The sequence below is a fragment of the Williamsia herbipolensis genome (assembly GCF_000964005.1).
Classification (GTDB): Bacteria; Actinomycetota; Actinomycetes; order Mycobacteriales; family Mycobacteriaceae; genus Williamsia_A; species Williamsia_A herbipolensis.
Map to the genome: position 1 here is coordinate 43,160 of NZ_JXYP01000031.1, position 25,171 is coordinate 68,330.

Annotated in this window: 25 protein-coding genes; 14 read left to right on the forward strand and 11 right to left on the reverse strand. The window is 69.9% G+C overall.

The genetic code is table 11. The annotated features are described in order from the left end of the window. The first annotated feature begins 7 nt into the window (after positions 1-7). Entirely contained in the window at positions 8-1,066 is a 1,059-nt protein-coding gene (locus TU34_RS17140) for an ABC transporter substrate-binding protein (RefSeq protein ID WP_045824115.1), read from the forward strand. A gap of 89 nt (positions 1,067-1,155) precedes the next feature. Here TU34_RS17140 and TU34_RS17145 read toward each other — a convergent pair whose 3' ends face one another. Beyond that, entirely contained in the window at positions 1,156-2,448 is a 1,293-nt protein-coding gene (locus TU34_RS17145) for an Nramp family divalent metal transporter (protein WP_082080388.1), read from the reverse strand. A gap of 83 nt (positions 2,449-2,531) precedes the next feature. Further along, the gene (locus tag TU34_RS17150; protein WP_045824169.1) at positions 2,532-3,944 is read right to left on the reverse strand and encodes a cryptochrome/photolyase family protein; all 1,413 of its coding nucleotides are present in this window, start codon (positions 3,942-3,944) and stop codon (positions 2,532-2,534) included. 73 nt (positions 3,945-4,017) lie between these two features. Here TU34_RS17150 and TU34_RS17155 point away from each other — a divergent pair, with 73 nt between their 5' ends. From TU34_RS17155 to TU34_RS17165, 3 genes are all read left to right on the forward strand, one after another. Then, positions 4,018-4,773, forward strand: a complete 756-nt coding sequence (locus tag TU34_RS17155) for a response regulator transcription factor (RefSeq protein ID WP_045824170.1) — start codon at positions 4,018-4,020, stop codon at positions 4,771-4,773. Next, positions 4,770-6,143: a sensor histidine kinase gene (locus tag TU34_RS17160; RefSeq protein ID WP_045824116.1), complete on the forward strand. Its 1,374-nt coding sequence runs from the start codon at positions 4,770-4,772 to the stop codon at positions 6,141-6,143. Before TU34_RS17155 ends, TU34_RS17160 begins: the two co-directional genes overlap by 4 nt. A gap of 145 nt (positions 6,144-6,288) precedes the next feature. Then, positions 6,289-6,669 carry a hemophore-related protein gene (locus TU34_RS17165; protein ID WP_052689012.1) on the forward strand — a complete coding sequence of 127 codons (381 nt, stop codon included), beginning with the start codon at positions 6,289-6,291 and terminating at the stop codon, positions 6,667-6,669. 25 nt (positions 6,670-6,694) lie between these two features. Here the strand turns inward: TU34_RS17165 and TU34_RS17170 are convergent, their stop codons facing one another. Continuing rightward, positions 6,695-7,657, reverse strand: a complete 963-nt coding sequence (locus tag TU34_RS17170) for an ROK family protein (RefSeq protein WP_052689013.1) — start codon at positions 7,655-7,657, stop codon at positions 6,695-6,697. Between the two features lie 60 nt (positions 7,658-7,717). Here TU34_RS17170 and TU34_RS17175 point away from each other — a divergent pair, with 60 nt between their 5' ends. Further along, positions 7,718-8,200, forward strand: a complete 483-nt coding sequence (locus TU34_RS17175) for a DUF6328 family protein (protein ID WP_045824118.1) — start codon at positions 7,718-7,720, stop codon at positions 8,198-8,200. A 6-nt stretch (positions 8,201-8,206) separates the two neighbouring features. On the opposite strand, the gene TU34_RS17180 is transcribed toward TU34_RS17175, so the two are convergent. The 4 genes from TU34_RS17180 to TU34_RS17195 all read right to left on the reverse strand — a co-directional run bounded on the left by TU34_RS17180 (position 8,207) and on the right by TU34_RS17195 (position 11,838). Continuing rightward, positions 8,207-8,575: an FKBP-type peptidyl-prolyl cis-trans isomerase gene (locus TU34_RS17180; RefSeq protein WP_045824119.1), complete on the reverse strand. Its 369-nt coding sequence runs from the start codon at positions 8,573-8,575 to the stop codon at positions 8,207-8,209. Then, positions 8,575-9,894: a citrate synthase gene (locus TU34_RS17185; protein WP_082080390.1), complete on the reverse strand. Its 1,320-nt coding sequence runs from the start codon at positions 9,892-9,894 to the stop codon at positions 8,575-8,577. The genes TU34_RS17180 and TU34_RS17185 overlap by 1 nt, the downstream gene beginning before the upstream one ends. 73 nt (positions 9,895-9,967) lie before the next feature. Then, positions 9,968-10,897 (reverse strand): carbohydrate kinase family protein, encoded by a 930-nt coding sequence (locus TU34_RS17190; RefSeq protein ID WP_045824120.1) that lies wholly within the window; start codon positions 10,895-10,897, stop codon positions 9,968-9,970. Continuing rightward, entirely contained in the window at positions 10,894-11,838 is a 945-nt protein-coding gene (locus tag TU34_RS17195; protein WP_045824121.1) for an aldose 1-epimerase family protein, read from the reverse strand. Before TU34_RS17195 ends, TU34_RS17190 begins: the two co-directional genes overlap by 4 nt. 105 nt (positions 11,839-11,943) lie before the next feature. On the opposite strand from TU34_RS17195, the gene TU34_RS17200 reads away from it, so the two are divergent. From TU34_RS17200 to TU34_RS17240, 9 genes are all read left to right on the forward strand, one after another. After that, entirely contained in the window at positions 11,944-12,633 is a 690-nt protein-coding gene (locus tag TU34_RS17200; protein WP_045824122.1) for a 5-oxoprolinase subunit B family protein, read from the forward strand. Next, positions 12,630-13,520: a 5-oxoprolinase subunit C family protein gene (locus tag TU34_RS17205; protein ID WP_045824123.1), complete on the forward strand. Its 891-nt coding sequence runs from the start codon at positions 12,630-12,632 to the stop codon at positions 13,518-13,520. The genes TU34_RS17200 and TU34_RS17205 overlap by 4 nt, the downstream gene beginning before the upstream one ends. A gap of 59 nt (positions 13,521-13,579) precedes the next feature. Further along, on the forward strand, positions 13,580-14,563 hold the full coding sequence (locus TU34_RS17210; protein ID WP_045824124.1) for an oxygenase MpaB family protein: 984 nt from the start codon (positions 13,580-13,582) through the stop codon (positions 14,561-14,563). A 262-nt stretch (positions 14,564-14,825) separates the two neighbouring features. After that, the gene (locus tag TU34_RS23120) at positions 14,826-15,557 is read left to right on the forward strand and encodes a CHAP domain-containing protein (RefSeq protein WP_160298545.1); all 732 of its coding nucleotides are present in this window, start codon (positions 14,826-14,828) and stop codon (positions 15,555-15,557) included. A gap of 156 nt (positions 15,558-15,713) precedes the next feature. Beyond that, positions 15,714-16,793 (forward strand): LLM class flavin-dependent oxidoreductase, encoded by a 1,080-nt coding sequence (locus tag TU34_RS17220; protein WP_045824126.1) that lies wholly within the window; start codon positions 15,714-15,716, stop codon positions 16,791-16,793. Next, complete coding sequence (locus TU34_RS17225; protein ID WP_052689014.1) at positions 16,790-17,272, forward strand: MarR family winged helix-turn-helix transcriptional regulator; 483 nt, start codon at positions 16,790-16,792, stop codon at positions 17,270-17,272. Before TU34_RS17220 ends, TU34_RS17225 begins: the two co-directional genes overlap by 4 nt. A gap of 75 nt (positions 17,273-17,347) precedes the next feature. Then, positions 17,348-17,926: a TetR/AcrR family transcriptional regulator gene (locus tag TU34_RS17230; protein WP_045824127.1), complete on the forward strand. Its 579-nt coding sequence runs from the start codon at positions 17,348-17,350 to the stop codon at positions 17,924-17,926. Positions 17,927-18,073: 147 nt separating this feature from the next. Continuing rightward, positions 18,074-18,373, forward strand: a complete 300-nt coding sequence (locus TU34_RS17235) for a DUF1540 domain-containing protein (protein WP_045824128.1) — start codon at positions 18,074-18,076, stop codon at positions 18,371-18,373. 140 nt (positions 18,374-18,513) lie between these two features. Further along, complete coding sequence (locus tag TU34_RS17240) at positions 18,514-19,095, forward strand: dihydrofolate reductase family protein (protein ID WP_045824129.1); 582 nt, start codon at positions 18,514-18,516, stop codon at positions 19,093-19,095. 37 nt (positions 19,096-19,132) lie between these two features. Here the strand turns inward: TU34_RS17240 and TU34_RS17245 are convergent, their stop codons facing one another. The 4 genes from TU34_RS17245 to pdxH all read right to left on the reverse strand — a co-directional run bounded on the left by TU34_RS17245 (position 19,133) and on the right by pdxH (position 25,087). Next, the gene (locus TU34_RS17245; protein ID WP_045824130.1) at positions 19,133-22,177 is read right to left on the reverse strand and encodes an MMPL family transporter; all 3,045 of its coding nucleotides are present in this window, start codon (positions 22,175-22,177) and stop codon (positions 19,133-19,135) included. Positions 22,178-22,320: 143 nt separating this feature from the next. Continuing rightward, on the reverse strand, positions 22,321-23,121 hold the full coding sequence (locus TU34_RS17250; protein WP_238981367.1) for a phosphatase PAP2 family protein: 801 nt from the start codon (positions 23,119-23,121) through the stop codon (positions 22,321-22,323). 47 nt (positions 23,122-23,168) lie between these two features. Further along, on the reverse strand, positions 23,169-24,434 hold the full coding sequence (locus TU34_RS17255) for an MFS transporter (RefSeq protein WP_045824174.1): 1,266 nt from the start codon (positions 24,432-24,434) through the stop codon (positions 23,169-23,171). Beyond that, positions 24,434-25,087 (reverse strand): pyridoxamine 5'-phosphate oxidase, encoded by a 654-nt coding sequence (pdxH, locus tag TU34_RS17260; RefSeq protein WP_045824132.1) that lies wholly within the window; start codon positions 25,085-25,087, stop codon positions 24,434-24,436. Before pdxH ends, TU34_RS17255 begins: the two co-directional genes overlap by 1 nt. Between the last annotated feature and the right edge of the window lie 84 nt (positions 25,088-25,171).

Sequence of the window (25,171 nt, forward strand, 5' to 3'; positions counted from 1 at the left end):
GAGAATCATGAGTCCCACCTTCGATCGTCGTTCCTTCCTGCGCTATTCGCTGATCGCCGGGGGCGCCGCGACCGCCGTCGGCGGCTCGGGGCTGCTCGCCGCGTGCAGTTCGGGATCCTCGTCGTCGAGCTCCGACGCGATCAAGATGCAGCTGTCGTGGATCAAGAACATCGAGTTCGCGGGCGAGTACCACGCGCTCGACAAGGGGTACTACAAGGCCGCGGGCCTGTCCGCCGACCCCGAACTCATCACCGGTGGCGGCGCGGGAACCGGCGTCGAGACCGGCCTCACCTCGAACAAGGTGTGGATCGGCACCACCGCACCGCAGCTCACCGCACCGGTCATCCTGCAGGGCGCCAAGCTGAAAACCGTTGCCGCGACCTATCAGAAGAACCCGTTCTGCATCATGTCGTCCGCGAAGAAGCCCATCTCGACGCCGGCGGACATGAAGGGCAAGAAGATCGGGGTGCAGGCCTCCAACGAGAACGTCTTCAAGGCCCTGCTGACCGCGAACAACCTCAGCGAGAGCGACATCCAGAAGATCACGGTGCAGTACGACCCGACACCGCTCACCACCGGTGACGTCGACGGCTGGGTCGCCTACAGCACCAACGAGCCGATCACGCTGGCCGCGAAAGGGTTCCCCACCGAGACCCTGCTGTTCGCCGACTTCAACCTGCCGCTGGTCGCCGAGACCCTCGTGGTGCGTCAGGAGACCATCGACACCGAGCGCGACAAGCTCAAGAAGTTCCTCAAGGCGGAGGTGCAGGGCTGGAACGATGCCGTCGCCGACCCGCAGAAATCCGCCGAGCTCGCGGTCAACGTGTACGGGAAGTCGTTGGGCCTCAAGCTCGACGAGCAGGTGAAGGAGGCGCAGGCGCAGAACGAACTGGTCGTCTCCGCCGACACGAAGGCCAACGGATTGCTCACGATGACCGACGAGCTCATCGCCAAGAACATCGAGGCGCTGGCCAAAGCCGGCTACACCATCTCCGCCACCGACATCTTCGACATGTCGGTACTGGCCGAGGTCTACGCCGAGAACCCCGACCTCAAGAAGGCCTGACCCGACGCGACGCCGACGCGCATCCACCGTTCATCCGCGCAGGAAGCCTGGCGCGCGTGTGAACGAAGGGCGCGCGTTGTCCGTGCGGGTCAGCCGGTTCCGGTGACCGTGAGGGCGATCAGGGCGATGTTGAGGGCGACGACCACCACGGCGATGGCGATGGCGACGCCGCGCAGGCTGCGGGAGTCGGCGAACTCGCCCATCAGCGCCCGGTCACGGGTGAGGCGGCCCAGCGGGATGATGGCGAACGGGATACCGAAGCTGAGCACCACCTGGCTGATCACCAGGGCCCACGTCGGGTCGACACCGCTGCCGAGCACCACCAACGCGGGGACGAGCGTCACCAACCGCCGCACCACCATCGACAGCCGGATCCGCAACAGGCCCTGCATGATCGACGCCCCGGCGTAGCACCCGACCGAGGTCGAGGCGAGTCCCGAGGCGAGCAGGCCGACGGCGAAGACGGTCGCCATCACCGGGCCCATGGCGTCGCCGACCGCGCGCTGCGCGCCCTCGATGGTGTCGGTGCCGTCTTTGCCCTGCAGGTTCTGTGCCGCCAGCAGGAGCAGCGAGATGTTCACCGCACCGGCGACCACCAACGCGCACACCACATCCCAGCGCGTCGCCCGTACCAGGCGACGACGACGGGCGTCGGTCGTGCTGGGCCCGTGCCGGTCGACGACGAGCGCCGAGTGCAGGTAGATGGCGTGGGGCATCACGGTGGCCCCGAGCATGCTGGTCGCCAGCAGTACGGTGTCGGTGCCCTGGAGACGGGGTACGAGACCGCTGAACACGTTGCCCGCCGACGGCGGGTTGATGACGAGACCCGCGAGGAATCCGACGACGATGATCAGCAGCAGCCCGGCGATGATCGACTCGAAGGTGCGCTGCCGGTTGCGGGACTGGAATCCCAACAGCGCCATCGAGATGACGCCGACGATGGCGCCGCCCACGACGAGGGGGAGGTCGAACAGCAACTGCAACGCGATGGCGCCACCGACGACCTCGGCGATGTCGGTGGCCGCGGCCACGATCTCGGCCTGCCCCCAGAACGCGAGGCGCCGGCGACGCGGGAGCCGCTCACCGAGCAGCGCGGGCAGCGTCTTACCGGTGACGATCCCGAGTTTGGCCGACTGGTACTGGATGACCACGGCCATCGCGCAGGCCACGACGAGAACCCAGACGAGCAGGAAGCCGTACCGTGCACCGGCGGTGACGTTGGCCGCGACATTGCCGGGGTCGACGTAGGCGATGGCCGCGACGAACGCCGGCCCGAGCAGCGCCACGCCGGCGAAGCGACGGGTGCGTCGGCCGGCACCGTCGGTCGAGGTCGGGTCGGCCTCGGGATCCGAGGTCGGCGAGTCGACGGGAGGGGTGGCCATCGGACCAATCTGACACACCCCGACGCCGAGTTCAACTCGGGCGAAGAAAAAGTTTCGGCTGACCTAACTCAGCAGGCCGTTGGTCACTTCTTCGACAGCGCCTGATACCTGCGCAGGGCCTCTTCGCGTTCGGCCTTGTGGTCGACGATGGGGTCGGGGTAGTCCGACGGCCGACCGTCCTTCAGCTCGTGGACGGCCTTGCCCTCGATGTCGGCGAGCTCGGGCACCCACCGGCGGACGTAGTCGCCCGTCGGGTCGAACTTGAGGCCCTGGGTGGTCAAGTTGAACACGCGGAAATACGGCGAGGCGTCGGTGCCGCAGCCCGCGGTCCACTGCCAGCCGTGCTGGTTGCTCGCGAGGTCGCCGTCGATCAGCTGGTCGAGGAACCAGCGTGCGCCCCACTGCCACGGGACGTGGAGATCCTTCACCAGGAACGAGGCGACGATCATGCGCAGACGGTTGTGCATGAACCCCGACCCCGACAGCTGCCGCATGCCCGCGTCGACGATCGGGAAACCCGTCTTGCCCGCCTTCCACGCCTCGAACGCGGCGTCGGCGTCGGTGCCCTCGTCGACCTCGATCGCGTCGAAGTCACGGTTCCAGTTCTGCCAGGCGCTGTGCGGCCATTGCTTGAGGACCGAGGCGTAGAAGTCGCGGAAGCACAGTTCGCGCAGATACGAGGTGGCGCCGGTCTTCGTCTCAGCGTCGGACTCGAGGCGGGTGAGGTCGGCCAGCATGGTGCGCGGATGGATGTTGCCGTACTTGAGGTAGGCCGACATCCGGCTGGTCGCGTCGTGGTCGGGACGGTCGCGCTCGTCGTCGTAGTCGCCGACGGCGTGGTCGCTGTAGTCGCCGGTGCCGCTCCGGAACTGCTTCCACCGCTCGAGGGCCGCGCGCTCGCCGGCGGGGATCGACAGGTCGACGTCGAGGTCGGGGATGTCGTGGGCGTGGATCTCCGACGACGTCACGTCGGCGGGATCGACCCACGTCGCCGACGTCGGTCCGGACTTCGCGGGCGTGTGCCAGCCATGATCGCGCCACGCACGGAAGTACGGCGTGAACACCTTGTACGGCTCACCGTCGGACTTCGTGACGCGGCCCGGCGTCACCGCGAACGACGAACCGGTGGCGTGCAGTTCGACACCGTCACCCACCTTCGACAGCGCCGCCTCGACACGTTCGTCACGGGCCACGCCGTACGGGGTGTGGTCGGCGGAGATGTGGACCGAGTTCGCGCCGACCGCCTTCGCGATCAGCGGGATCCGGTTCTCGGGCTTGCCGCGCACCACCAGGAGTCGGCCGTCGAGCTGCTCGTCGAGATCGCGGAGCGAGTCGTAGAGGAACTTCAGGCGACGCTCGCCGGAGCTCGCGATGAGCGTCGGGTCGAGCACGAAGCACGCGAGCACCTCGTCGGCGGCGTCGGCGGCCGCCAGCAACGACGGCAGGTCGGCGAGACGGAGGTCGCGGCGGAACCAGAGCAGCGCGGTGTCGGTCATCTCCTCCATGCAACCACGACACCGCGCGCGCCGACCACGTGCCCGGCCCGGCGCGCTGGGCACAATGGAACCCATGCCCGACGAGTCGACCTCCGCCACCGACGTCAGTGTCCTCGTCGTCGACGACGACGCCGACGTGCTCCACTCGCTGCAACGCGGGCTGCGCCTGGCCGGGTTCTCCGTCGACACCGCCACCGGCGGCGCCGAGGCGCTGCGCGCGATGCAGGTCCGCCGACCCGCACTGCTCGTGCTCGACATCAACATGCCCGGACTCGACGGTGTCGGCGTGGTGACGGCCCTGCGCGCGATCGGCGACGACATCCCGGTGTGCGTGTTGTCGGCGCGGACGTCGGTCGACGACCGCATCGCCGGACTCGAGGCCGGCGCCGACGACTACCTCACCAAACCGTTCGACCTCGGCGAGCTGGTGGCGCGGATCAAGGCGCTGCTCCGCCGACGCCCCGCCGACGCCCCGGCCCCGGTCACCGCCGCGGCGGGTGGCGCGGAGCGCGACAGGACCGCCGTCGCGGTGCGCAGCGTCGCCCACGTCGACCTCGACCCCGGTGCGCGTCGGGTCTACAGCGACGGCCACCTCGTCGACCTGACGCGACGCGAGTTCGAACTCCTCGCGGTGCTGATGGAGCACCCCGGGATGGTGCTCAGCCGGGTGCAGCTGCTCAGCCAGGTGTGGGGTTACGACTTCGCCGCCGACACCAACGTCGTCGACGTATTTGTCGGTTACCTCCGCCGCAAGCTCGAGGCCCACGGTCAGCCGCGCATCGTCCAGACCGTCCGCGGGGTGGGTTTCGTGGTCCGGACGACGCCGTGACCCGCGCGGCCACGGCCCGGGTGCGGGCCCGACGCGCACGCACACCGTCACTGCGTACCCGCGTCACCCTGGCCGCCACCGCGGCCACCGTGGTCATCGTCGCGATCGTCGGCGCGGTCGCCTGGACCCAGGTGCACACCAGCGCCTACCGCGAACTCGACGCCCGCGTCGACACGCTCTCGGCGGCGATGCAACCCAGCATCTCGAACCCCAACGCGACGACCGTGGCCACCGGCGTGGCCGCCGGCGCGCTCGCCACCATCCGGCTCGGCACCCTCTCGGTCGCGTCGACGACACCGCCGGTCCCGTCGCAGTCGGTGGGTGTGCGCGACCAGACGATCAACGGCACCGACTACCGCGTGAAGACGGTGTCGGTGCTGGACTCGACGGTCCTCAACGGGTTGGCGACGGTGTCGGTCGCGATCCCGTTGCGCGACACCGAGAATCGCATCGACGACCAGCGCCGCGCACTGCTGTTCATCGCGGCGGGCGCGGTCGTGGCGGCGGCGGTGTTGGCGTGGCTGCTCGGCGGTCTCGCCGTGCGTCCCCTGCGTCGACTGGCCCGACAGACAGCGGCCATCGGGGTCGACGCCGGTCCCGAATCCCCCGAACGCACTGCGCTGCAGTCGGTTCGCGGCGCCCGGGAGGCCGAGGACCTCGCCGAGGCCATGGACGCCCTGCTGCACAGGGTGGACGACGAACGCACACGTACCCAGGAGGCGCTGGCCACCGCCCGCGACTTCGCGTCGGTCTCGGCCCACGAACTGCGGACCCCGCTGACGGCGATGCGCACCGACCTCGAGGTGCTCGACACCTTCGCACCCGACGCCGCCGCGCGGGCCGAGATCGTCGGTGACCTGCGGCGCGCCCACGCGCGGATCCAGGAGACCCTCGCGGCGCTGGAGAGTCTCGCCCAGGGCGAGCTCGGCGGGCGGCACCGCGAGACCCTCGACGTCGTCGACCTCCTCGACCGCGTGGTGACCGAGGCGAGCGCGCGCCATCCGGGGGTGCGGATCACCCTCGCCGGCGCGCGGTCGGTGATCGCGCCCGTCGTCGAGACCGGTCTGCGGATGGCGGTCGACAACGCCGTCCTCAACGCGATCCGCCACGGCGAGGCGACCGAGGTCGTCGTCGCCGCGCACCCCGCGCCGACCGGTGCGGCCGTCGTCGTCGACGACAACGGGCGGGGCATCCCCGTCGCCGACCGCGACCGTCTGTTCCGACGGTTCGAGCGCGGCACCAGCAAGCACTCCGGCTCAGGCCTCGGGCTGGCGTTGATCGCCCAGCAGTCGGCACTGCACCACGGCACCGCGACACTCACCGACAGCCCGTCGGGCGGGACGCGGCTCACGATCACCATCGGCGCCTGACCCCACGGCGCGGTTCTCCGGGCTGGTCAGAGCCCGAGCACTGAGCGTGTCCGATTTGTCACGCTACGGTGGAGGACAGGTCGCGACGCTGCAGAACCGCCGGTGCCTGCGCGGCCTCCACCGTGACACTCCATGAGGAGACTCCATGGCCCAGCACATCTCTCGCACCCGCATCTCCCGCGCCGTCGGCGTCGCGATCGCGGCCGCCGGTGTCGGCGCGATCGCCCTCATGCCCGCCACCGCGTCGGCCGCACCGGCCGATCGCGCCGTCCCCGGCACGTCGTGCACCGTCGGCCAGGTCGAGCGAGCCACCACCGCGGTGTCCCCCGCGATCGGCGGCTACCTCCGCAACCCGCAGATCCGCGCCGAGTTCGAGCGCATCGTGGTCCTGCCCGAGCCGCAGCGGCGTGCCGAGGTACGGCGCTACCTCGACCGCAACCCCGACGTCGCCGCCCAGGTCGACCGCTACCGGCCGCAGATCGACCGCGGCGTCGCCCGGGTGATTGCCACCTGCGACCGGTTCTGACCGACCCGCTCTGACCGACCGGGACTCAGCGTTGCGCGAGCAGCGCGCGCCCCAGATCGGCCGCACCCACGATCCCGGCGTCGTCGCCCAGTGCCGACACCACGAACTCCCGATCGGGATTCGGTTGCAGCACCCACGGGGCGGCGGCGTCGGCGATCCGGTCGGCCAGTGCGCCGCCGAGCTTCTCGGCCAGCCCGCCGCCGATCACCACGAGGTCGAGATCGAGCAGGTTGAGCGTCGAACCGATGGCGACGCCCAGGGTCTCGACGGCGGTGTCGAACAGCGATGTCGCCAGGTCGTCGCCGGACTCGAGGGCCTTCTTCCACACCTTCGAGGTCACCTTCGTCTTGCCGACCTCGTCGCGGATCTCGAACAGGCGGGTCTCACGGCCCGCGTCGACCATCGCCTGCGCGGTCGTCTCCATCGATCGCCGACCCGCGTAGGCCTCGACGCAACCGCGGCGCCCACAGCCACACAGCGCGCCGCCCTCCCGCACCACCACGTGGCCGATCTCGCCGGCCGCGCCGCGGGAACCGGAGAAGAAGGCCCCATCGAGGATCAACGCGCCGCCGATACCTGTACCGAGCCACACACCGAGAACGTTCGCGACATCGCGCGCCGCACCGGCACGCCACTCGCCACGCAACCCGACGTTGACGTCGTTGCCCAGTGCGACAGGCAGATCGAGACGGTCGCCGAGGTCGTCGTCGATCGCGACCCGCTCGTGCCAGTTCTCGAGATTGGGGACGGTGAGCACCTCACCGTCGTGCACGACGCCGGGGATGCCCACCCCGACCGCCGCGGGGCGGTGCTCCAGCGATCCGACGAGGTCGGCGATGGTCGACAGCACGGCGTCGGGTCCCTCGGTCGGTGTCGACGCCTTCGCGCGGTCGACCACCTCGTGATCGGCGTTCACCAACCCGACCTCGATGTTGGTGCCGCCGACGTCGACGCCTGCGACCAGTCCCGACCCGCGATGCTGTTTCACCGTCAAAGTCTGTCACGCGGCCGCGCCGTGCTGAGATCAACGGGTGAACGGTGAGAGTGCATGAACGACGACGTATGGAACGAGAACGTCCGCGGCGAGACCCCGATCGAACGCCTCGACCGCAACTGGTCGTTCCTGCTGCAGGAGATGCGCGTGATCCAGACCGGGATCCAGCTGCTCACCGGGTTCCTGCTGACGTTGCCGTTCCAGTCGCGGTTCACCGGTCTGTCCGACCGGGATCTCACGATCTACCTGGTGACGTTGACCGCGTCGGCGCTGGCAACGGTGTTCCTCGTGACACCCGTCGCCATGCATCGCGTGCTGTTCCGTCGGCACGCCATCGCCTCGGTGGTGCGATGGGCCAATCGGCTCGCGGTCGCCGGACTCGTCCTGCTCGGGGTCGCGGTGATCGGCGTGGTGACGCTGATCTTCGACGTCGTCGTCGACGAGACCGCCGGACTGGTGGTGGGTGTCGCGGTCGCGGTGGCCGCGATCGCATTATGGGCGCTACTGCCCCTGTCGATCAGGCGGCACACGCCGTGAGTGGGGCTATCCCACGCCCAGCAGGTCGATGACGAACACGAGCGTCTTGCCCGAGAGTCGGTGTCCCGCACCCGCGGGTCCGTAGGCCAGCTCCGGCGGAGCGATGAGCTTGCGGCGACCGCCGACCTTCATGCCGGGGATGCCCTGCTGCCAGCCCGGGATGAGGCGGTCGAGGGGGAAGTTCGCGGATTGCCCACGGTCCCATGAGGAGTCGAATTCCTCGCCGGTCTCGTACTCGACGCCGACGTAGTGCACGTCGACCATGCCGTGCGGCACGGCCTCGGCGCCGTCACCGACCACGAGGTCCTCGGTGACGAGCTCGGTGGGCGCGGGGCCCTCCGGGAAATCGACCTCCGGCTTGGTCTGGTCGGCCATCAGCGCTGTCCCATCTCGGTGAAGTCACGCTCGGTGTACCCGGTGTAGATCTGGCGCGGGCGGCCGATCTTCGTGCTCGGGTCGGCGTTCATCTCCTGCCAGTGCGCGATCCATCCCGGCAGACGGCCGAGGGCGAACAGCACGGTGAACATGCGCGTCGGGAAGCCCATCGCGCGGTAGATGAGGCCGGTGTAGAAGTCGACGTTCGGGTACAGCTTGCGCTCGATGAAGTAGTCGTCGTGCAGGGCGACGTCCTCGAGTCCCTTGGCGATGTCGAGCAGGTCGTCGGTGACACCGAGGGTCTTGAGGATCGTGTCGGCGGTCTCCTTCACGATGGCCGCGCGCGGGTCGTAGTTCTTGTAGACCCGGTGTCCGAAGCCCATGAGCTTGACCCCGGCCTCCTTGTTCTTCACCCGGTTCATGAACTCCTTGGTGTCGCCACCACCGGCGCGGATGTCGTCGAGCATCTCGAGGACGGCCTGGTTGGCGCCACCGTGCAGCGGACCCCACAGGGCGTTGATGCCGCCGGAGATCGAGGTGAACAGGTTGGCCTGCGACGACCCGACGAGACGGACCGTCGAGGTCGAACAGTTCTGCTCGTGATCGGCGTGGAGGATGAAGAGCATGTCGAGGGCCTTGGCGACCTCGGGATCGACCTCGTAGGGCTCGGCGGGGAACCCGAAGGTCATACGCAGGAAGTTCTCGACCAGGCTCAGCGAGTTGTCCGGGTACAGGAACGGCTGACCGACCGACTTCTTGTACGCGTAGGCCGCGATGGTCGGCAGCTTGGCGAGCAGACGGATCGTCGACAGCTCGACCTGCTCGGGATCCTTCGGATCGAGCGAGTCCTGGTAGTAGGCACTCAGCGCGTTGACGGCACTGGAGAGCACCGGCATCGGGTGTGCGTTGCGGGGGAACCCGTCGAAGAACCGCTTGAGATCCTCGTGGAGCAGGGTGTGCCGCTGGATGCGGTTGGTGAAGTCGTGGAGTTCGCTCGCGCTCGGCAGCTCGCCGTAGATCAGCAGGTAGCTGACCTCGATGAACGTCGACTGCTTCGCGAGCTGGTCGATCGGGTACCCGCGGTAGCGCAGGATGCCCGCGTCACCGTCGATGTAGGTGATGGCCGACTTGGTCGACGCGGTGTTGACGAACCCGCCGTCGAACGTGGTCATGCCGGTCTGGGCGAGGAATTTGCCGAGCCCCACACCGGCGGCACCCTCGGTGGCCTCGATGATCGGGAGGTCGAGTTCGCCCCCGGGGTACTCGAACTTGGCGGTCTGGGCTTCTGCCCCGTTGGACGAGACTGTTTCCGCGGACACTGGAGGCCCCTTTTCGACTGGCTGGAGGGCCTCGTGGGCCGTTTCCAGGGTGTGCGTATGCCTTCCGCTCAACCTAGTCGCTCGTCAGCTCCCCCGCCCACGGAGGGTCGGCGCCGGGTCGCGACACCGTGATCGCCGCGGCACGCGCGGCGAACGACAGCGCCGCCTGCCAGGCCTCGCGGTCGAGGTCGCGCACGGCCTGCGCGCCGAGCGACCCGTGGGCGCCGAGCCAGTGCAGCAGGGCCCCGACGACGGTGTCACCGGCACCGATGGTGTCTGCGGTGACCACGACCGGGGCGGCGACCTCTGCGGTGAAGTCGCCGGTGGTGACGGCGAGTCCGGCACCGCCGCGGGTGGTGACCACCGCACCGACACCGGCGTCGAGCCAGTCGGCGGGACGGGAACCGTCGGATCCGGCGGCGAGCCAGTCGGCGTCGTCGTCGGACACCTTCACCACGTCGACCGACGGCAGCCAGCTCAGGAACCGACGGCGGTAGGCGTCGGCGTCGGCGATGACCGGTGTCCGGATGTTGGGGTCGAGCAGGATCAGGCGTCCCTGGGCGTGATGGGTGTGCATCATCTGCTCGTAGACCGAGGCGCCGGGTTCGAGCACCAGAGACAGCGTGCCGAAGGCGAGCGCGCCGACGGTGCCCGGCAGCGGCCCGGGATCGACGACCCGACGATCGGCGGTGCCCTCGACGTAGAAGGTGTAGCTCGCCGCGCCGTCGTCGCCGAGCGACGCCAGCGCCAGCGAGGTGGGGGCGTCGGGGTCACGTTGCAGCAGAGACAGGTTCACCCCCGCCGCACGCAGCGACGCCACGAGTTCGTCGCCGAAGTGATCGGTGGACACGCGCGAGCAGAACGACACCGCCGACCCGAGCCGACCGAGCGCGACGGCGACGTTGAACGGCCCACCGCCCAGCGCCGGGCGCAGGGGCGCGAGCCCGCCGGTGTGCGCGACGAGGTCGACGAGCGACTCCCCGCAGACCACGATCTCCTTCACGTCGCACCGGCCTCGTGATGGGCGAGTCCCCAACTGCCCGACCACATCTGGCCGGGAGCGCAGACGATGAGGTCGGTGCCCGAGGCCAGGGCGTTCGGCGGCGCGGTCATCGGCTCGATCGCCAGCGCGCGTCCGCGGCCGGGGAACGCCTGATCGTGGGCCGGGTCGGCGGTGAACACCTGCGCCCACCCGAAGCCGAGGTCGGTCCACAGTTCGGTGGACCCGCCGTCGGGTGCGGTGAGTCGGTTGCGGTGGCGGCCGTCGGTCTCGACGAGGTCGGTGAACGGGGTGTCCATCCACACCCCGTCTATACGTCGGGGCGAGGAGAAGTCGAGGTCGGTGCCCGCGACGGGTGTCGGATCACCGGCGGGGAGCTGGCGCTCGGGGTCGAGCGGCAGCGTCGAGGCGCCGGCGAGTTGCAGCGTGCAGTCGTCGATGTCGGCGTCGCCGGCACGCACGAACGTGTGGTGGCCCAGCGCGAACGGTGCGGTGGTGTCACCGACGTTGGTGACGGTGACCGTCACCGTGAGGCCGGTGTCGGCGTCGAGGGCGTACTCGGCGACGAGGGTGAGATCGAACGGCCAGCCCGGGTGCCGGCCGATCGGGACGCCGAGGGTCACCGACCGGTCGGTGACCTCGTGCAGGTTCCACTCGACGGTGCGGACGAAACCGTGGTTGGCGTTGTTGCGGGCGGTCTCGGTGATCTCCAGCTGGTGGTCGACGCCGTCGAACGTGTAGCGGCCGTCGGCGGTGCGGTTGGGCCATGGCGCCAGCACCAGCCCCGCCGACAGCGGCGGTTTGCCGCCCTCGGTGGCCAGCACCTGCGCCGCGTCCCACGTCTCGGTCAGCAGTCGGTCGCCGTGCCGTACCGCCCGAAGGCCGGCCCCGCGGGCCACGATGTCCGCGCTGTAGTCGCCCGCCGCGATCCTGAATTCGCCCACGCCGTCGAGTCTGGCACACCGGGACCGGCCGACGACCGGGCTCGGGAACAGCGATCGACGCCGTCGCGGTGGTGCGCCACGGCGGACGCGACGTACGGTTGGCCGATGCGGGAGTTGCCTGCCGGAATCGACGCCGTGCTGCTCGATTTCGCCGACGCCGAGGCCCCCTGGCGCCACGCTCTGCTCGCCGCCGACGCCGTGCGCGCGGCGGCCGCCGACGGTGTGCTCACCGGTGTCCTCGACGTGGTCCCGACCGCGGAGACGGTACTGGTCCAGGGGACCCCCGGGGCCGGCCTCGACCGTCTCGGCATCCGTCGCGTGCTGCGCGCCGCGGGCTCCGCCCGACCCGACACCGCCGACCCCACCGCGCCGACAGCCCCGTCGATCACGGTCGACGTCCGCTACGACGGCGCCGACCTCGCCGACGTCGCCGCGGCGATCGGCGTCGACCCCGAGCAGGTCGTCGCCGCCCACACCGACACGGTGTGGCGGGTGCAGTTCATGGGTTTCGCCCCGGGTTTCGGCTACCTCGTGCCCGACTCGACCCGATCACCGGACGTCGCGCACGGTCCGACCCTCGACGCCCTGTGTGGGCTCGGCCGGCGCGCGGAGTCGAGGTCGTCGGTGCCGGCGGGATCGGTGGCGATCGCCGCGGGCTACAGCGCCGTCTACCCGCGCTCGAGCCCGGGCGGCTGGAACCTGCTGGGCACGAGCACGATCGACCTGTGGGATGTAGACCGCACCCCGCCCGCCGTGCTGGCGCCCGGCGCCACGGTCCGGTTCCGCGCGACATGACCGGGCCGACCGTCCTCGAGGTGCTCGCGACGGGACCGCTCACGACGGTGCAGGACCTCGGCCGACCGGGGCACGCCCATCTCGGGGTGCCGCTGTCGGGGGCGGCCGACCGGGGAGCGCACCGGCTCGCCAACCGCCTGGTGGGCAACGCCGAGACGGCGGCGACGCTCGAGGTGACCCTCGGTGGGTTGCGGTTGCGTGTGGGCGGCGACGCGTTCGTGGTGGTGACCGGGGCGCCGTGCGCGGTGACCCGCGGCGACACCCCGATGGGCCACGGTGCCGCGTTCGCGGTGCACGCCGGGGACGTGATCACCCTGGGCTCCCCGACCGTCGGGCTGCGTTCGTATCTCGCCGTCCGGGGCGGCCTCGACGTCCCCGCCGTGCTCGGATCGCGCGCCACCGACACCCTCTCGGGACTCGGACCGTCGATCGTGGCGACCGGGCACCGACTACCGATCGGGTCCGACGCCGCGGCGTGGCCGACCGCCACCGAATCGTTCACCGCCGCCGCCGCGCACCACGGCCCGGTCACCCTGGCGATCTCGCCGGGACCGCGCGCCGACGCCCTCGTCGACCACGACGCGCTCACCACCGGCATCTGGATCGTCAACCCCGCGAGCGATCGCGTCGGCGTGCGCCTCGACCGCGACCCCCGTCGCACCGATCCCCCGGCGGCCGTCCACCCGGCGAGCACCGAACGCGCCTCGGAGGGTGTGGCACTCGGGTCGGTGCAGGTGCCGCCGAGCGGACAACCGGTGCTCTTCGGCGTCGATCACCCGGTGACCGGCGGCTATCCCGTCGTCGCGGTGCTCACCGCCGACGCGATCGACGCCGCCGCCCAACTCGTCGCGGGCGAGCGGGTGCGGTTCGTCCCGACGGCTCGGTGATCAGGCCCGCCGCGGACTCCATTGACGAGCACGGTGAGACGGAATTACTATTTCGTCTCATGACGGCCACCCACCCCGACCGGGCCCCGCGCACCGACGACGAGATCCCGACGCTCGGTCCCGACTCGGTGACGTGGCGGTACTTCGGCGGGTGGCGCGGGATGCTCATGGGCCTGTGGTCGGGGTCGATGCAGAACATGCACCCGAAACTCGGTGCCGCGGTGTGGGAACACTCGGACTTCTTCGGTGAGCGGTGGCAGCGGTTGATGCGGTCGCTGTACCCGATCTCGGGCGTGGTGTTCGACCGCACGCCCGCCACCGGTCGCGAGGTGCGCGACTATCACCGCACGATCTCCGGGACGATGCCCGACGGCAGTCGCTACCACGCCCTCGACCCCGATGTCTTCTACTGGGCGCACGCCACGTTCTGGTACGGCGCGGTGCGGTGCGCAGAGGCGTTCGGGCCCCCGATCTCCGAGGCCGACAAGCGCGCGATGTTCGACGAGTCGCGGGTCTGGTACTCGATGTACGGGCTGAGCATGCGCCCGTGCCCGGACACCTACGAGGACTTCCTCGCGTACTGGGATCGCATGTGCCGCACCGTCCTCGAGGACCATCCCGCCGTGCGCACGGTCCTCGACATCGCCGAGTTGCCCCCGCCGCCGTGGATGTCGTGGATGCCCGCCGTGCTGTGGCGCCCGGCCGCGAAGGTCGTCGCGCGGGGCTTCGTGTGGGTCACGACGGGTCTCTACGACGAGCCGGTCCGCGAGCTGCTCGGCCTGTCGTGGTCGGCCCGCGACGAGCGACGATTCCGCCGGTTCGGTCGCGCCGTCGACGTGACGATGCGCCTGGTGCCGCCCCGGTATCGCCTGCATCCGCGTCCGCGCGACGCGTGGGACCGGGTGTCGGGTCGCGTCGCCGTCGACGCCCCCCTCGTGGAGACCCCGATCCGCAATCTCCCGCCGCTCGACCGCCGCGGCCTGCCCGAGCACTACTGCCCGGTGAGCGCTGCGCGGCGGGCCGATCTGCCCTGGCAGCGCTGATCGGCAACTTCAGAATCGACTTTCACACGAACCCTTGGCATGTGTTTTCTGTTGCTCTACAACCATTTCCGAGGCAATGTTTGATCCCACGTTCGGGGGACATACGCGTCAGAAAAGCCTTGTTAGCTTTCGTTCACCACTAGAAAGCAGAGGACCAAACGTGAACAACTCGATACGAAACCTGATCTCCGGGACCCGACGACGGAGTACCTACGCGGTTGTCACGCCGCTAGTGCTGGCGGTCTGCGCAGGGTCTCTTGTCGTGGGCACCGGGAACGCTATGGCTGCGCCGACGGCGAAGGTCATGACGCAGACACAACGAATGTCTGACGCGACATTGAACTCGCGCCAGTTGGGCACCTACGGGCGCGGCAACACACTGAGCCTGTCCTGCTACAAACGCGGGCAATCCGTGAAGGGCTATTTCAGCAAGTACATCGCGGGCGGCTTCGACAACCTCTGGTACAGGACGAGCGATGGCGGGTTCGTCGCGGATGTCGATATCGAAACGCGCTCCAACAACCCGGTGACGGGACCGTGCGCCGCCGCCGCACCCACAGCGCCGGCCCAGCAAACGCAACCCGCCTCGGGAGGTAGGTCGAGAGGCCAAACCCGCACGAGCAACGGCTTCTCGGCTCCCCAATGCACATGGGGTGCAGAGAATTTCTGGAAAGCCGCAACGGGTTCTTTCATCAACGTGAACGGCGACGCCAAGGACTGGGCCACCAGTGCGCGAGCGAACGGCTGGACCGTCACGAATGACCCGCAGCCACGAAGTCTGGTGGTGTTCGTGGGCGGCCACCGTCACATGGCGGGCTACGACAAGATCGGCAACATCTATCGCGGCCACGTCGCGTGGGTCGAGTCAGTCGAGCGTCGTGCCGATGGCCTCTACGTACATGGAATCGAGACCAATTACTACAAATCCCCGTATGCGGCTCACCAGTTCGTTGAGAAACACAGTGCGGGGATGTCTTACATCCTGGCGCCCTGACTGTCGGCGGCGGCGGTCCGGCTGGACTGGCCGGCCCGCCGCTGCTCTGCTCGACATCCCAGCACGGCATGGCACGGAATATATGACCGCGCATGTTGTTGTCCGAGGGGAAGCGGGCGCGACCACCGACGCCCGCACCAACAGAAACGGTGCGCCATGCAGATCGGTATCGACAACTTCGTCTCCTCGGTCGTCGAGTACGACACCGGGCGCGAGATCGACGGTCGGACCCGCATCGGGCATCTGCTCGAGGAGGTCGAGGTCGCCGACCGGTCCGGGGTCGACGTGTACGGCATCGGCGAGCACCATCGCCCCGAGTTCTACGATTCGGCGCCGACGGTGTTGCTCGCCGCCGCCGCGGCCCGCACGCGTGACATCCGGCTCACCAGCGCGGTGTCGGTGCTCTCGGCCGACGACCCGGTACGCCTGCACCAGCAGTTCGCCACCATCGACCTCATCTCGAACGGTCGCGCGGAGATGGTCGTCGGTCGCGGGTCGTTCACCGAGGCGTTCCCGCTGTTCGGACTGGAACTCGCCGACTACGACTCGCTCTTCGCCGCGAAACTCGATCTGCTGCTGCGCATCCGGGAGAACCCGGCGTCGGTCACCTGGAGCGGCCCGCACCGTCCGGCACTGCGCGGGCAGGGTGTGTACCCGAAGCCGGTGCAGGGCGCGATACCGATGTGGCTCGGCGTGGGCGGGAGTCCCGAATCATTCGTGCGCGCAGGCCGTCTCGGGCTGCCGCTGATGGTCGCGATCATCGGCGGTGAGCCACGACGGTTCCGTCCGCTGATCGATCTGTACCGCGAGGCCGGGTCGCGGTCGGGCTTCACCCCCGAGCAGCTGCCCGTCGGCATCCACGCGCCCGGGCTGGTCGCCGACACCGACGACGCCGCGGTGGCGGCCGCCTATCCGGGCTGGGCCGATCTGTTCGGACGCATCGGACGCGAACGCGGCTTCGGCGCACCGGGCCGAGCGGAATTCGACGCCATGGCCGGACCCCACGGGGCGATGTTCGTCGGCTCGCCCGACACCGTCGCGGAGAAGATCGCGCGCGTCTCCGACGATCTCGGCGGCCTCGCACGCCTCACCGTGCAGATGACGAACACCAAGCTGCCGCACGACGCGATGCTGCGCGGTATCGAGTTGCTCGGCGGGTCGGTGAAGCCCGCGGTGGCACAACTGATGGGGGCGACGACGCCGGCCGCGAACCCGTCGGCCACGGACCGGGCGTGATCGAGACCGGCGTCGGCGTCGCCGCAGCCGGGAGAGCGCCGGCCAACGAGGCCTGGGAGGCGCTGTACCGGGCGCAGGCGACGATCGCCCGCGACCTCGCCGACAGCGCCGTGTGGGACGAGGTGCACCCCAGTGAGTACGGCGTGCTGCACGCACTGTCGGCCGGCAAACGCGGAGCGGGCCGGGGCCGGCGGATCACCGAGCTCGCCGAGGACGTGTTGCTGACGCAGCCGGGCCTGTCGCGCCTCATCGCTCGCATGGAGGCCCGCGGCCTCATCGCGCGCAGCCGCGACGACGGCGACGGACGTGCGGTCGTCGTCACCCTCACCGCCACCGGCCGCGAGCTGGCACGGCGGGCTGGTTCCGCGCACGCCCGCGAGGTGTCGCGGGCGATGCGCAGCCGCCTGACACCGGGCCAGATGACGCAGTTGCGCGACCTGTGTCTGCTGGTGATCGACCCGCACGAACAGCCCGGATGACCGGACACCCACCACGACCGATGTATGCTGTACTGCATAGTCCGACGACACGGCTGAGGCGAGAGGTGGGCAGTGATGGCACGACGCGGTGACACACGCGCCCGCATGGTGCGCAGCGCCATCGGCCTCATGCAGCGCAACGGCGCCGCCGCGGTGACCGTCGACGCCGTCCTGGCCGACAGCGACACCCCCCGCGGATCGGTGTACCACCACTTCCCCGGTGGTCGCGATCAGCTCGTCGGCGATGCGCTGCGCAGCGCGGGCGACCTCATGACGTCGATGATCAGAGAGAGTGTCGACAAGCCGATCCCCGAGGCGATCGACACCTTCCTCGAGTTCTGGCGACACCTGTTGACCACGAGCGACTACCGCGCCGGCTGCCCCATCGCCGGCGCGGCGGTCGGCGGCGCCGAGAGCGACCCCGCCCTGCACGATCAGGTGGCCGCGATCTTCGCCGAGTGGCACGTGATCATCCGCGACGCCCTCGTCGCAGCCGGGGCGCCGGCCGCCCGTGCGCAGTCCGTGGCGATCATGCTCGTCGCCGCCACCGAGGGGGCGTTGATCCTCGCCCGTGTCGAGCGCTCGCTCACACCGCTCGACGACGTGGCCGACGAGATCCGGCACGTGATCGACTCGCTCGACCTCACGGCCTGAGACGGCGTCGCGCCTCACCTCCCCGCGGCCCGCGTAGGAGAGCCTGACCTTGCTGGTGCAATCGCTAACACGGTCGTAGCGTGATGCGTGCCAGGCGATCTCGACGCCCCGCGGTCGCCGTGCCCCACGATCACCCCGGAGGTTCCCATGGCCACTCTCGAGATGCCGCACGTCACCGAGTGTTCGGTGAGCGCGTGCTCCTACAACCACGACGGATGCCACGCATTCGCCATCAACGTCAGCGGTGACAACGGCACCGCCGACTGCGCCACCTTCATCCCCCTGTCGACCAAGGGCGGCCTCGACGTCGTCTCGCCCCAGGTCGGTGCCTGTCAACGGGCCGACTGCACACACAACGCCGACCTCGAGTGCACGGCCGCGGCCGTACGCATCGGCGCGGGCGAGTCCTCGGACACCGCCAACTGCCTCACCTACTCGAAGGCCTGACGCAGGCACTGCTCCATCGATGAGAACGCCCCGCGCTCCTTCGCGGGGCGTTCTCGCGTCCACGGGGCACGAGCGATGAGTTCTCACCCTCCCCCGAGTCGACCCCACCGACGAGAACATTCTCGAGGAGAGGACGACGCATGCGCGTGGTGGTGATCGAGCATCTGAGCCTCGACGGTGTCCTCCAGGGACCCGGTCGCATCGACGAGGATCCCCGCGGCGGTTTCGAGCACGGCGGATGGGCGCTGGCGGCGGCCGACCCGAGCACCGGCGCCGCGATGGGCGCGGCGATGGGCACCGACTTCGCCTGGTTGTTCGGTCGTCGCAGCCACGACGACATGCTGGCCCACTGGAACGCGGCCGGCGGCCCCTTCCGTGACGGACTCAACGCCACCACGAAGTACGTCGTGTCCCGCGACCCGACGACACCTCTCCCCTGGCCGAACTCGATCCTCCTCGCCGGCGACGCCGTCGAGAACGTCGCGCGACTGCGTGAGCGCCCGGGCGGGAACCTCGTCGTGATGGGCAGTGGTGAGCTCGTGCGAGCACTGCTGGGCGCCGGACTCGTCGACGAGATGCTGCTGATGGTGCATCCGGTCGTCCTGGGTTCGGGTACACGTCTCTTCGGCCCGGGTGATGCACCGATCCGCCTGCGGCTCGTCGACACCGCGTCGACGCCGACCGGGATCCTGATGACCACGTATCGGCCGCCGACCGACTGATCGCCCGGCGCCGACCCGACGCGGATGCGTCACGCGGTCACACGCGGGCCGGCCACCACACGCGGTTGCCGATGACGGCCATCGCCGCCGGCACCAGAACGGTGCGCACGATCACCACGTCGAGGATCAACCCGACGCCGATGGTGAACCCCAGCTGCAACAGATTGATGACCGTGGCGCTCATGAGCGCGAACATGGTGACCGCGAACACGATTCCCGCCGTGGTGATCACGCCCCCGGTGGAGCCGAACCCGCGCACGATCCCGCCGATCATCCCGGTCGAGGAGTGTTCGCGGATCCGTGACGCGAACAGCATGCTGTAGTCGGCGCCCACGGCCACCAGCGCCATGAACGCGATCGGGATCACCGACCAGTCGAGATCGATGCCCAGAAGGTGTTGCCACACCAGCACACTCACGCCGACGGTCGCGGAGAACGACAGGACGACCGCCAGCACGAGCAGCGCGGGCGCCAGCAGGCTCCGCAGCAGCACACACAGGATCGCGAACACCGCGAGGATCGCCACGATGGCGTAGAGCGCGAAGTCGCGGTCGACCTGGTCGCTCATGTCGGCCGACAGCGACGCCAGTCCGGTCGACGACACCTCGGCCCGCTCGAGCACGGTGCCGGCTGCGGCGGTACGCGCGGTGTCGGCGATCCGGCCGACGTCACGAAGTGCTCTGTATCCGTAGGGGTTGTCGCTGCGGATCACCAACATGCGTGCGGTGTGACCCGTCGGCGAGAGCAGCAGTCTCGACCCGGCGACGAAGCGTGGATCGCTCAACCCCTGCGCGGGGAGGTAGAAGCCGGCGCCGGGGCCCGAGGTGGTGTCGCGGGCCATCGTCTGCAGGTAGCCACCGGCCTGCCCGAGTCCGGCGGTCAGCCGTGCGGTGAGGGCGACGGTCTTGTCGGTTCCGTCCTTCACCTGACGTAATCCGTCGGCCAGGCGGTTCATCCCGCCCGTGAGCTCGCTCATCCCCGCGGTCAGTCGACCGAGGTCGCCGCGCATCTGCTCGATGCTGCGCCCGCCGAGTCCGTCGAGCAGAGCCTGTATCTGGCGCAGTCCGGTGCGGATCTCGGGCAGCGCGGCGGTGGCGCGAGCCACGACCTCACCGGGTACCCCGGCGATCGCCGACACCTCGCGCAGCGCCCTCGAGGCGCGTCCGGCGGTGGCCTGATCGAACATCCCGAACGCCGCGCGGGCGGCGAGGCAGCGCGGATCGGTCCGGCAGGTCGCGTCGGGGGCGGCGGTGAGCATCGGACCGAAGACGTCCTGCAACCGCGCCGCCGCGGCGAGGGTCGACGAATTGCTCTGCGACACATCACGGATGAGGTCTCCGAGCACGTCGGCGAGCACCGAGAGCGCGCGCACGCCCTGCGGCAGGTTCAGCGATCCCCCGGACGCCGCGGCGACGATCCGGTCGGCGGTGTCGGCGGCACCGAGCACCCCGTCGGCCAGCGACACCACCTGATCGGTGCCGGCGACGAGATCGGGCAGCCGGGCGGCCGCCGAATCGGCGCCGTCCCGCAGATCGGTGACACCCGAGGCCAACTGGCGCAGTTGTGGTGTCGCATCGAGCACCTGACGGTGGGCGTCGTCGAGTCGGCCGCCGACCTGTCCGACCTGATAGCCGGTGGACGCCTCCGGGATCGGCGCGCCGTCGGGTCGCGTGATCGAGCGGACGTGGGCGATGTCGGGCAGCTTCGACACCGCCATCGCCATCATCTCCAGGGCCGCGAGGTCATTCGTGTTGCGCATGTCGTGGTCGGCACGCACCACGAGGTATTCGGGGAGGATCTCGTTGACCCCGAAGTGTTTCAGGACCGCGTCGTATCCGCGCGTGGAGTCGTTGGCATACAGCTGCACCGACTCCTCGTCGAAACTCACCCGCATCGTGGGGATCACCATCGCCAACGCGATCAGCACCACCAGCGAGGCCGCGGCGAGCGGTCCACGGTGTCGGATCACCTGCGCGCCGCGCCGTCGCCAGCGACGCTCGGTGTCGGCGCGGGGCTCGAGGTGCCCTCGTCCGGCGGCGACCGCCATCAGCGCGGGGGTCAGCGTCAGCGACACCGCCAGGATGACCAGCACCCCGATCGCGGTGGGTGGACCGGAGGTGGCGAACATGCCCACCTTCGCGAAACCCATCGCGGCGGCGGCCGCGGCGATGGTGAGGGCCGAGGCGACCAGGATCGGCGACACCCGCCCGCTCGCCGTGGCTATCGCCGTGCTCGGATCCTCTCCGGCGCGACGCGCATCGTGGTAGCCCGCGATCAGGAAGATCGCGTAATCGGTTCCCGCGCCGAGCAACAACGCGGTCATGATCGCGATGGTGAAGTTGGAGATCGACACCACCTCGCCGGCGCCGAGCGCGGAGATGATCGGCCGCGCGATCCCGAGACCGACCCCGATGGTGATCAACGGGACCAGCGCCGCCACCAGCGAGCGGTAGGCGATGAGCAGCATCACGGTGATCAGCAGCAGGGACACCACCGTGATGATGAGCAGCGAGACGTCGATCGACGAGAAGAGATCGGCCAGGGTCGGCGAGGCGCCCGTGTAGTACACGTCCAACCCGGGCGGTCGCGGGATCGCGTCGATCTGCGAACGGATCTCGACGGTGCTGTGGTGCGCACGTGTGCTGCCGACGTCACCCTGGGCGACGACCATCGCGGTGACGGCCTTGCCGTCGGGGCTGCGCGCGGAGTCCCGCGTCGCGGGGTTGCCGTACATGTCGAGCACGTAGGCGACGTTGTCGGTGTCGGCGGCGAGCCTGCGGACCAGTTCGCCGTAGAACGTCGTCTCCGCCGGCCCGATACCGCGGTCGGTCGCGAGCACCACGTTGCCGACGGCCGTCGAGGCCGGTGACCCGAAATCGGTCGACATGTCCCGCAGCGCGTCCACCGAGGGCATGTGGTGGGGCAGGAACGCCGCGGACTTCTCGGCGGCGGTGTGTTCGATCTGGGGCACCGCCAGGTTGAGGCCCGCGACGGCGATCAGCCAGAAGCCGATGACCCACCATCGGCGGCGGGCCACGAACTCGCCGGTGCGACCGAGGACCGAACTGTGCCCGTGCGACATCGTGCTCCCACGCCTTCCTTACCAACCGACATTGTTATGTCGGAATGCATAGTAGGACACAGCGGTGGGTCGTTTGCCCACCCCGAGTGACGAGCGACACACAGGGGTCCAGGAGGCGGAGAGGAGGCGACACCGGGCCGCGGTCAGCGACCGGCGACCCACCGCGATTGCGGGACGAACGGTTCCGCGAGCGGAACGCCCCTGCGCGCAGGTGTTCCGATACCCGCGGTGAGCAGCGCGAACACGCCTGCCGCGACGACACCGATGGCGGCGAGCACGAGGTGACCCGTGTGCACGGCCCACACGACGGGGCCGATCGCGGCGACGACAGCGGTCAGCGCCGCGACGCCCGGCGGTACACCCGAGCGCGTCGAATCGGGCACGAGGATCATCGCGGCGCCCACCATGAACAGGGATCCGACGATGTCGCTGGGCCGATGCGCACCGACCTCCATGAGCCCCTGCCCGACCACGGTGGTCCACATGGCGCCGACGACCGCGACGACCGGAGCGACCACCCGGGGCGCCGCACGGATCGCCGCCGCGACACAACCGGCGGCGGCCGCGGTGTGACCGCTGGGAAAGGTGTTGAACGCGGCGCGGGCGATGTCCAACAGCTCGGGCCGCGGGAGGATCTCGGTCCGCAGCATCCGGGCGATCACCACACCGAGCGCGGGCAGGACGAGCAGCGCGATGATGCTGCCCCGGCGGCGCGCCAGCAGGCCCAGCACGATGACGACGACCGCGGCGATGAGCCACAACCGCGGATCGGTGACGCGTTGGAAACCGACCCGGTGCAACAGGTCCCGCCACGAGTCGGCGCCGTACATCGCCTCATAGACCCGTTGGTCGACACGTTGACCTGCCGTGGTCCACACGGTGACGAGATAGACGACCGTCATCGCGGCCAGCAGCACGACGCTGCCGACGATGCGTCCGGTCATCTCCTTCACCGGCTCAGGGTACCGACGCGGCGGGAGAACCCGCTGGGTCAGTGGACCAGGCGATACCGGACGAACGCCGGCACCGCGAGTGCCGCGACGACCGTGAAGACGATGACCGCGACACCGCCGCCCGCGGTGGTCACGGCCACCCCGGCGGTGGCCGCCACACCGCCGTGCGCGACGTCGGCGATGCGGGGCCCTCCGGCCACCACCACCGTGAACACACCCTGCAGGCGGCCGCGCACGTCGTCGTTGGCCGCCGACTGCAGCATCGACTGCCGGAAGGCCGCCGACGCCATGTCGGCCGCACCGCCGATCATCAGCAGCGCCACCGCGATCGGCAGCACCGGCAGCGTCGCTCCCCCGGCGAACGCCACCACCACGCCGAGCCCGGCGATCGACGCACCCCAGATGACGATGCAGACGATCACCGCCAGGCCCTGTCGCTGCACGCGCGACACCCACCCGGAGAACACGCCGCCGACGACCGCGCCCGCCCCGATCGCGGCGAACAGCAGCGCGAAGGCGAGGCCACCGCCGTCGGGACCGCCGAAGTTCTCGTGGGCCATCTGCGGGAACAGTGCGCGCGGCATGCCGAACACCATCGCGATGAGGTCGACGACGAACGACATCATCAGCACCTTGTGTCCGCGCAGGTAGACGAACCCGTCGATCACCGATCGCAGTCCGGCGACCCGTGGCGCGTCGTCGCTGCGTTCGGGTGTCAGCGAGGGCAGCCGGATCACCGCCCACAGCGTCGCGAACAGGAAGATCGTGTCGACGAGGTAGAGGGTGGAGTACCCCAGCTTCGGGATGAGTGCGCCGCCGATGACCGGTCCGGCGATGGCGCCGGCCTGCATCACCGTCATGTTCAACGAGTTCGCGGCGGGCAGGTCCTTGATGTCGACGATCTTCGGCAGGATCGCCGACTTGGTCGGCTGGTTGACCGCGAAGAAACCCTGCTGCACGGCGAACAGCGACAGGATGACCCACACGTTGTCGATCCCCGCGGCGGCCTGCAGCCAGAACAGGGCGCTGCACCCGATCAGGCCGATCGTGGTGATGATCAGCAGCAGCCTGCGGTCGACGATGTCGGCCACGGCGCCGCCCCACAGCCCGAACACGACCAGCGGGACGAGGCCGAACAGACCGGCGAGACCGACGTAGGCCGAGCTGCCGGTGATGAAGAAGATCTGCGCAGGCACCACCACGACGGTGAGCTGGGCGCCGATGACGGTGACGATGTTCGCCGACCAGAGTCGACGGAAGTGCGGACTGCGCAGGGGCGCGGTGTCGGCGAGCAGTCCCGCCATCAGGGCTGCAGCCTGCGGGCGTCCCACACGCCCGTGTCCGGGTCGCGTACGACGCGCACCCGATCGTGCAGGCGGTCGGCACCGCCCTGCCAGAACTCGACGGTCGTCGGTTGGATGCGGTAGCCACCCCAGTTGTCGGGCAGGGGCACCGGCTCGTCGCCGTCGACGCCACCGAAGCGATCGGCCACCGCGCGTGCCTGGGCCTCGAGATCGGCCCGCGACGCGATGGGGTGCGACTGGGTCGAGGCCAGCGCACCGAGCTGTGACCCGCGGGGGCGACTGGCCCAGTACGCCTGCGTCTCGGCACGCTCGATCTGCACCACCGGACCACGGAAGTGGACCTGCCGTTCCATCGCGATCCACGGGAACGTCGCCGAGGCGACGGGTTGCGCCGCCAGATGCCGCCCCTTGTCCGAATCGTGGTTGGTGTAGAACACGATTCCGCGGTCGTCGACCGCCTTGCACAGCACCGTGCGGGTCGCGGGGACACCCTCGGCGTCGACGGTGGCGACCACCATCGCGTTGGGTTCGGGGATGGCGCGGGCGACGCCCTCGGCCAACCACCGCTCGAACAGGTCGAGCCACACCGGCTCACCGGTCAGCGACTCCGGCCCCAGTCCGCCGCCCCCGGCCGACCCGTAGCCGACGCGCATATCGGACACGTTCACTGCCTCACCATCCACGCGAGACGACGCTACTCGCGGGCATTAGAGTTCACGTCGTCAGCAGTGCGCACG

Coding starts and splice junctions, on each gene's coding strand:
- TU34_RS17235 (WP_045824128.1), top strand. CDS start 18,074: ATGGCCACTCTCGAGATGCCGCACGTCACCGAGTGTTCGGTGAGCGCG.
- pdxH (WP_045824132.1), bottom strand. CDS start 25,087: ATGCGCGTCGGCTACGGGTCGGCCGGGGGCGGCGGACTGGGGCCGGAG.
- TU34_RS17155 (WP_045824170.1), top strand. CDS start 4,018: ATGCCCGACGAGTCGACCTCCGCCACCGACGTCAGTGTCCTCGTCGTC.
- TU34_RS17210 (WP_045824124.1), top strand. CDS start 13,580: ATGACGGCCACCCACCCCGACCGGGCCCCGCGCACCGACGACGAGATC.
- TU34_RS17230 (WP_045824127.1), top strand. CDS start 17,348: ATGGCACGACGCGGTGACACACGCGCCCGCATGGTGCGCAGCGCCATC.
- TU34_RS17245 (WP_045824130.1), bottom strand. CDS start 22,177: ATGTCGCACGGGCACAGTTCGGTCCTCGGTCGCACCGGCGAGTTCGTG.
- TU34_RS17220 (WP_045824126.1), top strand. CDS start 15,714: ATGCAGATCGGTATCGACAACTTCGTCTCCTCGGTCGTCGAGTACGAC.
- TU34_RS17180 (WP_045824119.1), bottom strand. CDS start 8,575: ATGGCCGACCAGACCAAGCCGGAGGTCGATTTCCCGGAGGGCCCCGCG.
- TU34_RS17255 (WP_045824174.1), bottom strand. CDS start 24,434: ATGGCGGGACTGCTCGCCGACACCGCGCCCCTGCGCAGTCCGCACTTC.
- TU34_RS17165 (WP_052689012.1), top strand. CDS start 6,289: ATGGCCCAGCACATCTCTCGCACCCGCATCTCCCGCGCCGTCGGCGTC.
- TU34_RS17140 (WP_045824115.1), top strand. CDS start 8: ATGAGTCCCACCTTCGATCGTCGTTCCTTCCTGCGCTATTCGCTGATC.
- TU34_RS17145 (WP_082080388.1), bottom strand. CDS start 2,448: ATGGCCACCCCTCCCGTCGACTCGCCGACCTCGGATCCCGAGGCCGAC.
- TU34_RS17250 (WP_238981367.1), bottom strand. CDS start 23,121: ATGACCGGACGCATCGTCGGCAGCGTCGTGCTGCTGGCCGCGATGACG.
- TU34_RS17175 (WP_045824118.1), top strand. CDS start 7,718: ATGAACGACGACGTATGGAACGAGAACGTCCGCGGCGAGACCCCGATC.
- TU34_RS17150 (WP_045824169.1), bottom strand. CDS start 3,944: ATGACCGACACCGCGCTGCTCTGGTTCCGCCGCGACCTCCGTCTCGCC.
- TU34_RS17200 (WP_045824122.1), top strand. CDS start 11,944: ATGCGGGAGTTGCCTGCCGGAATCGACGCCGTGCTGCTCGATTTCGCC.
- TU34_RS17205 (WP_045824123.1), top strand. CDS start 12,630: ATGACCGGGCCGACCGTCCTCGAGGTGCTCGCGACGGGACCGCTCACG.
- TU34_RS17240 (WP_045824129.1), top strand. CDS start 18,514: ATGCGCGTGGTGGTGATCGAGCATCTGAGCCTCGACGGTGTCCTCCAG.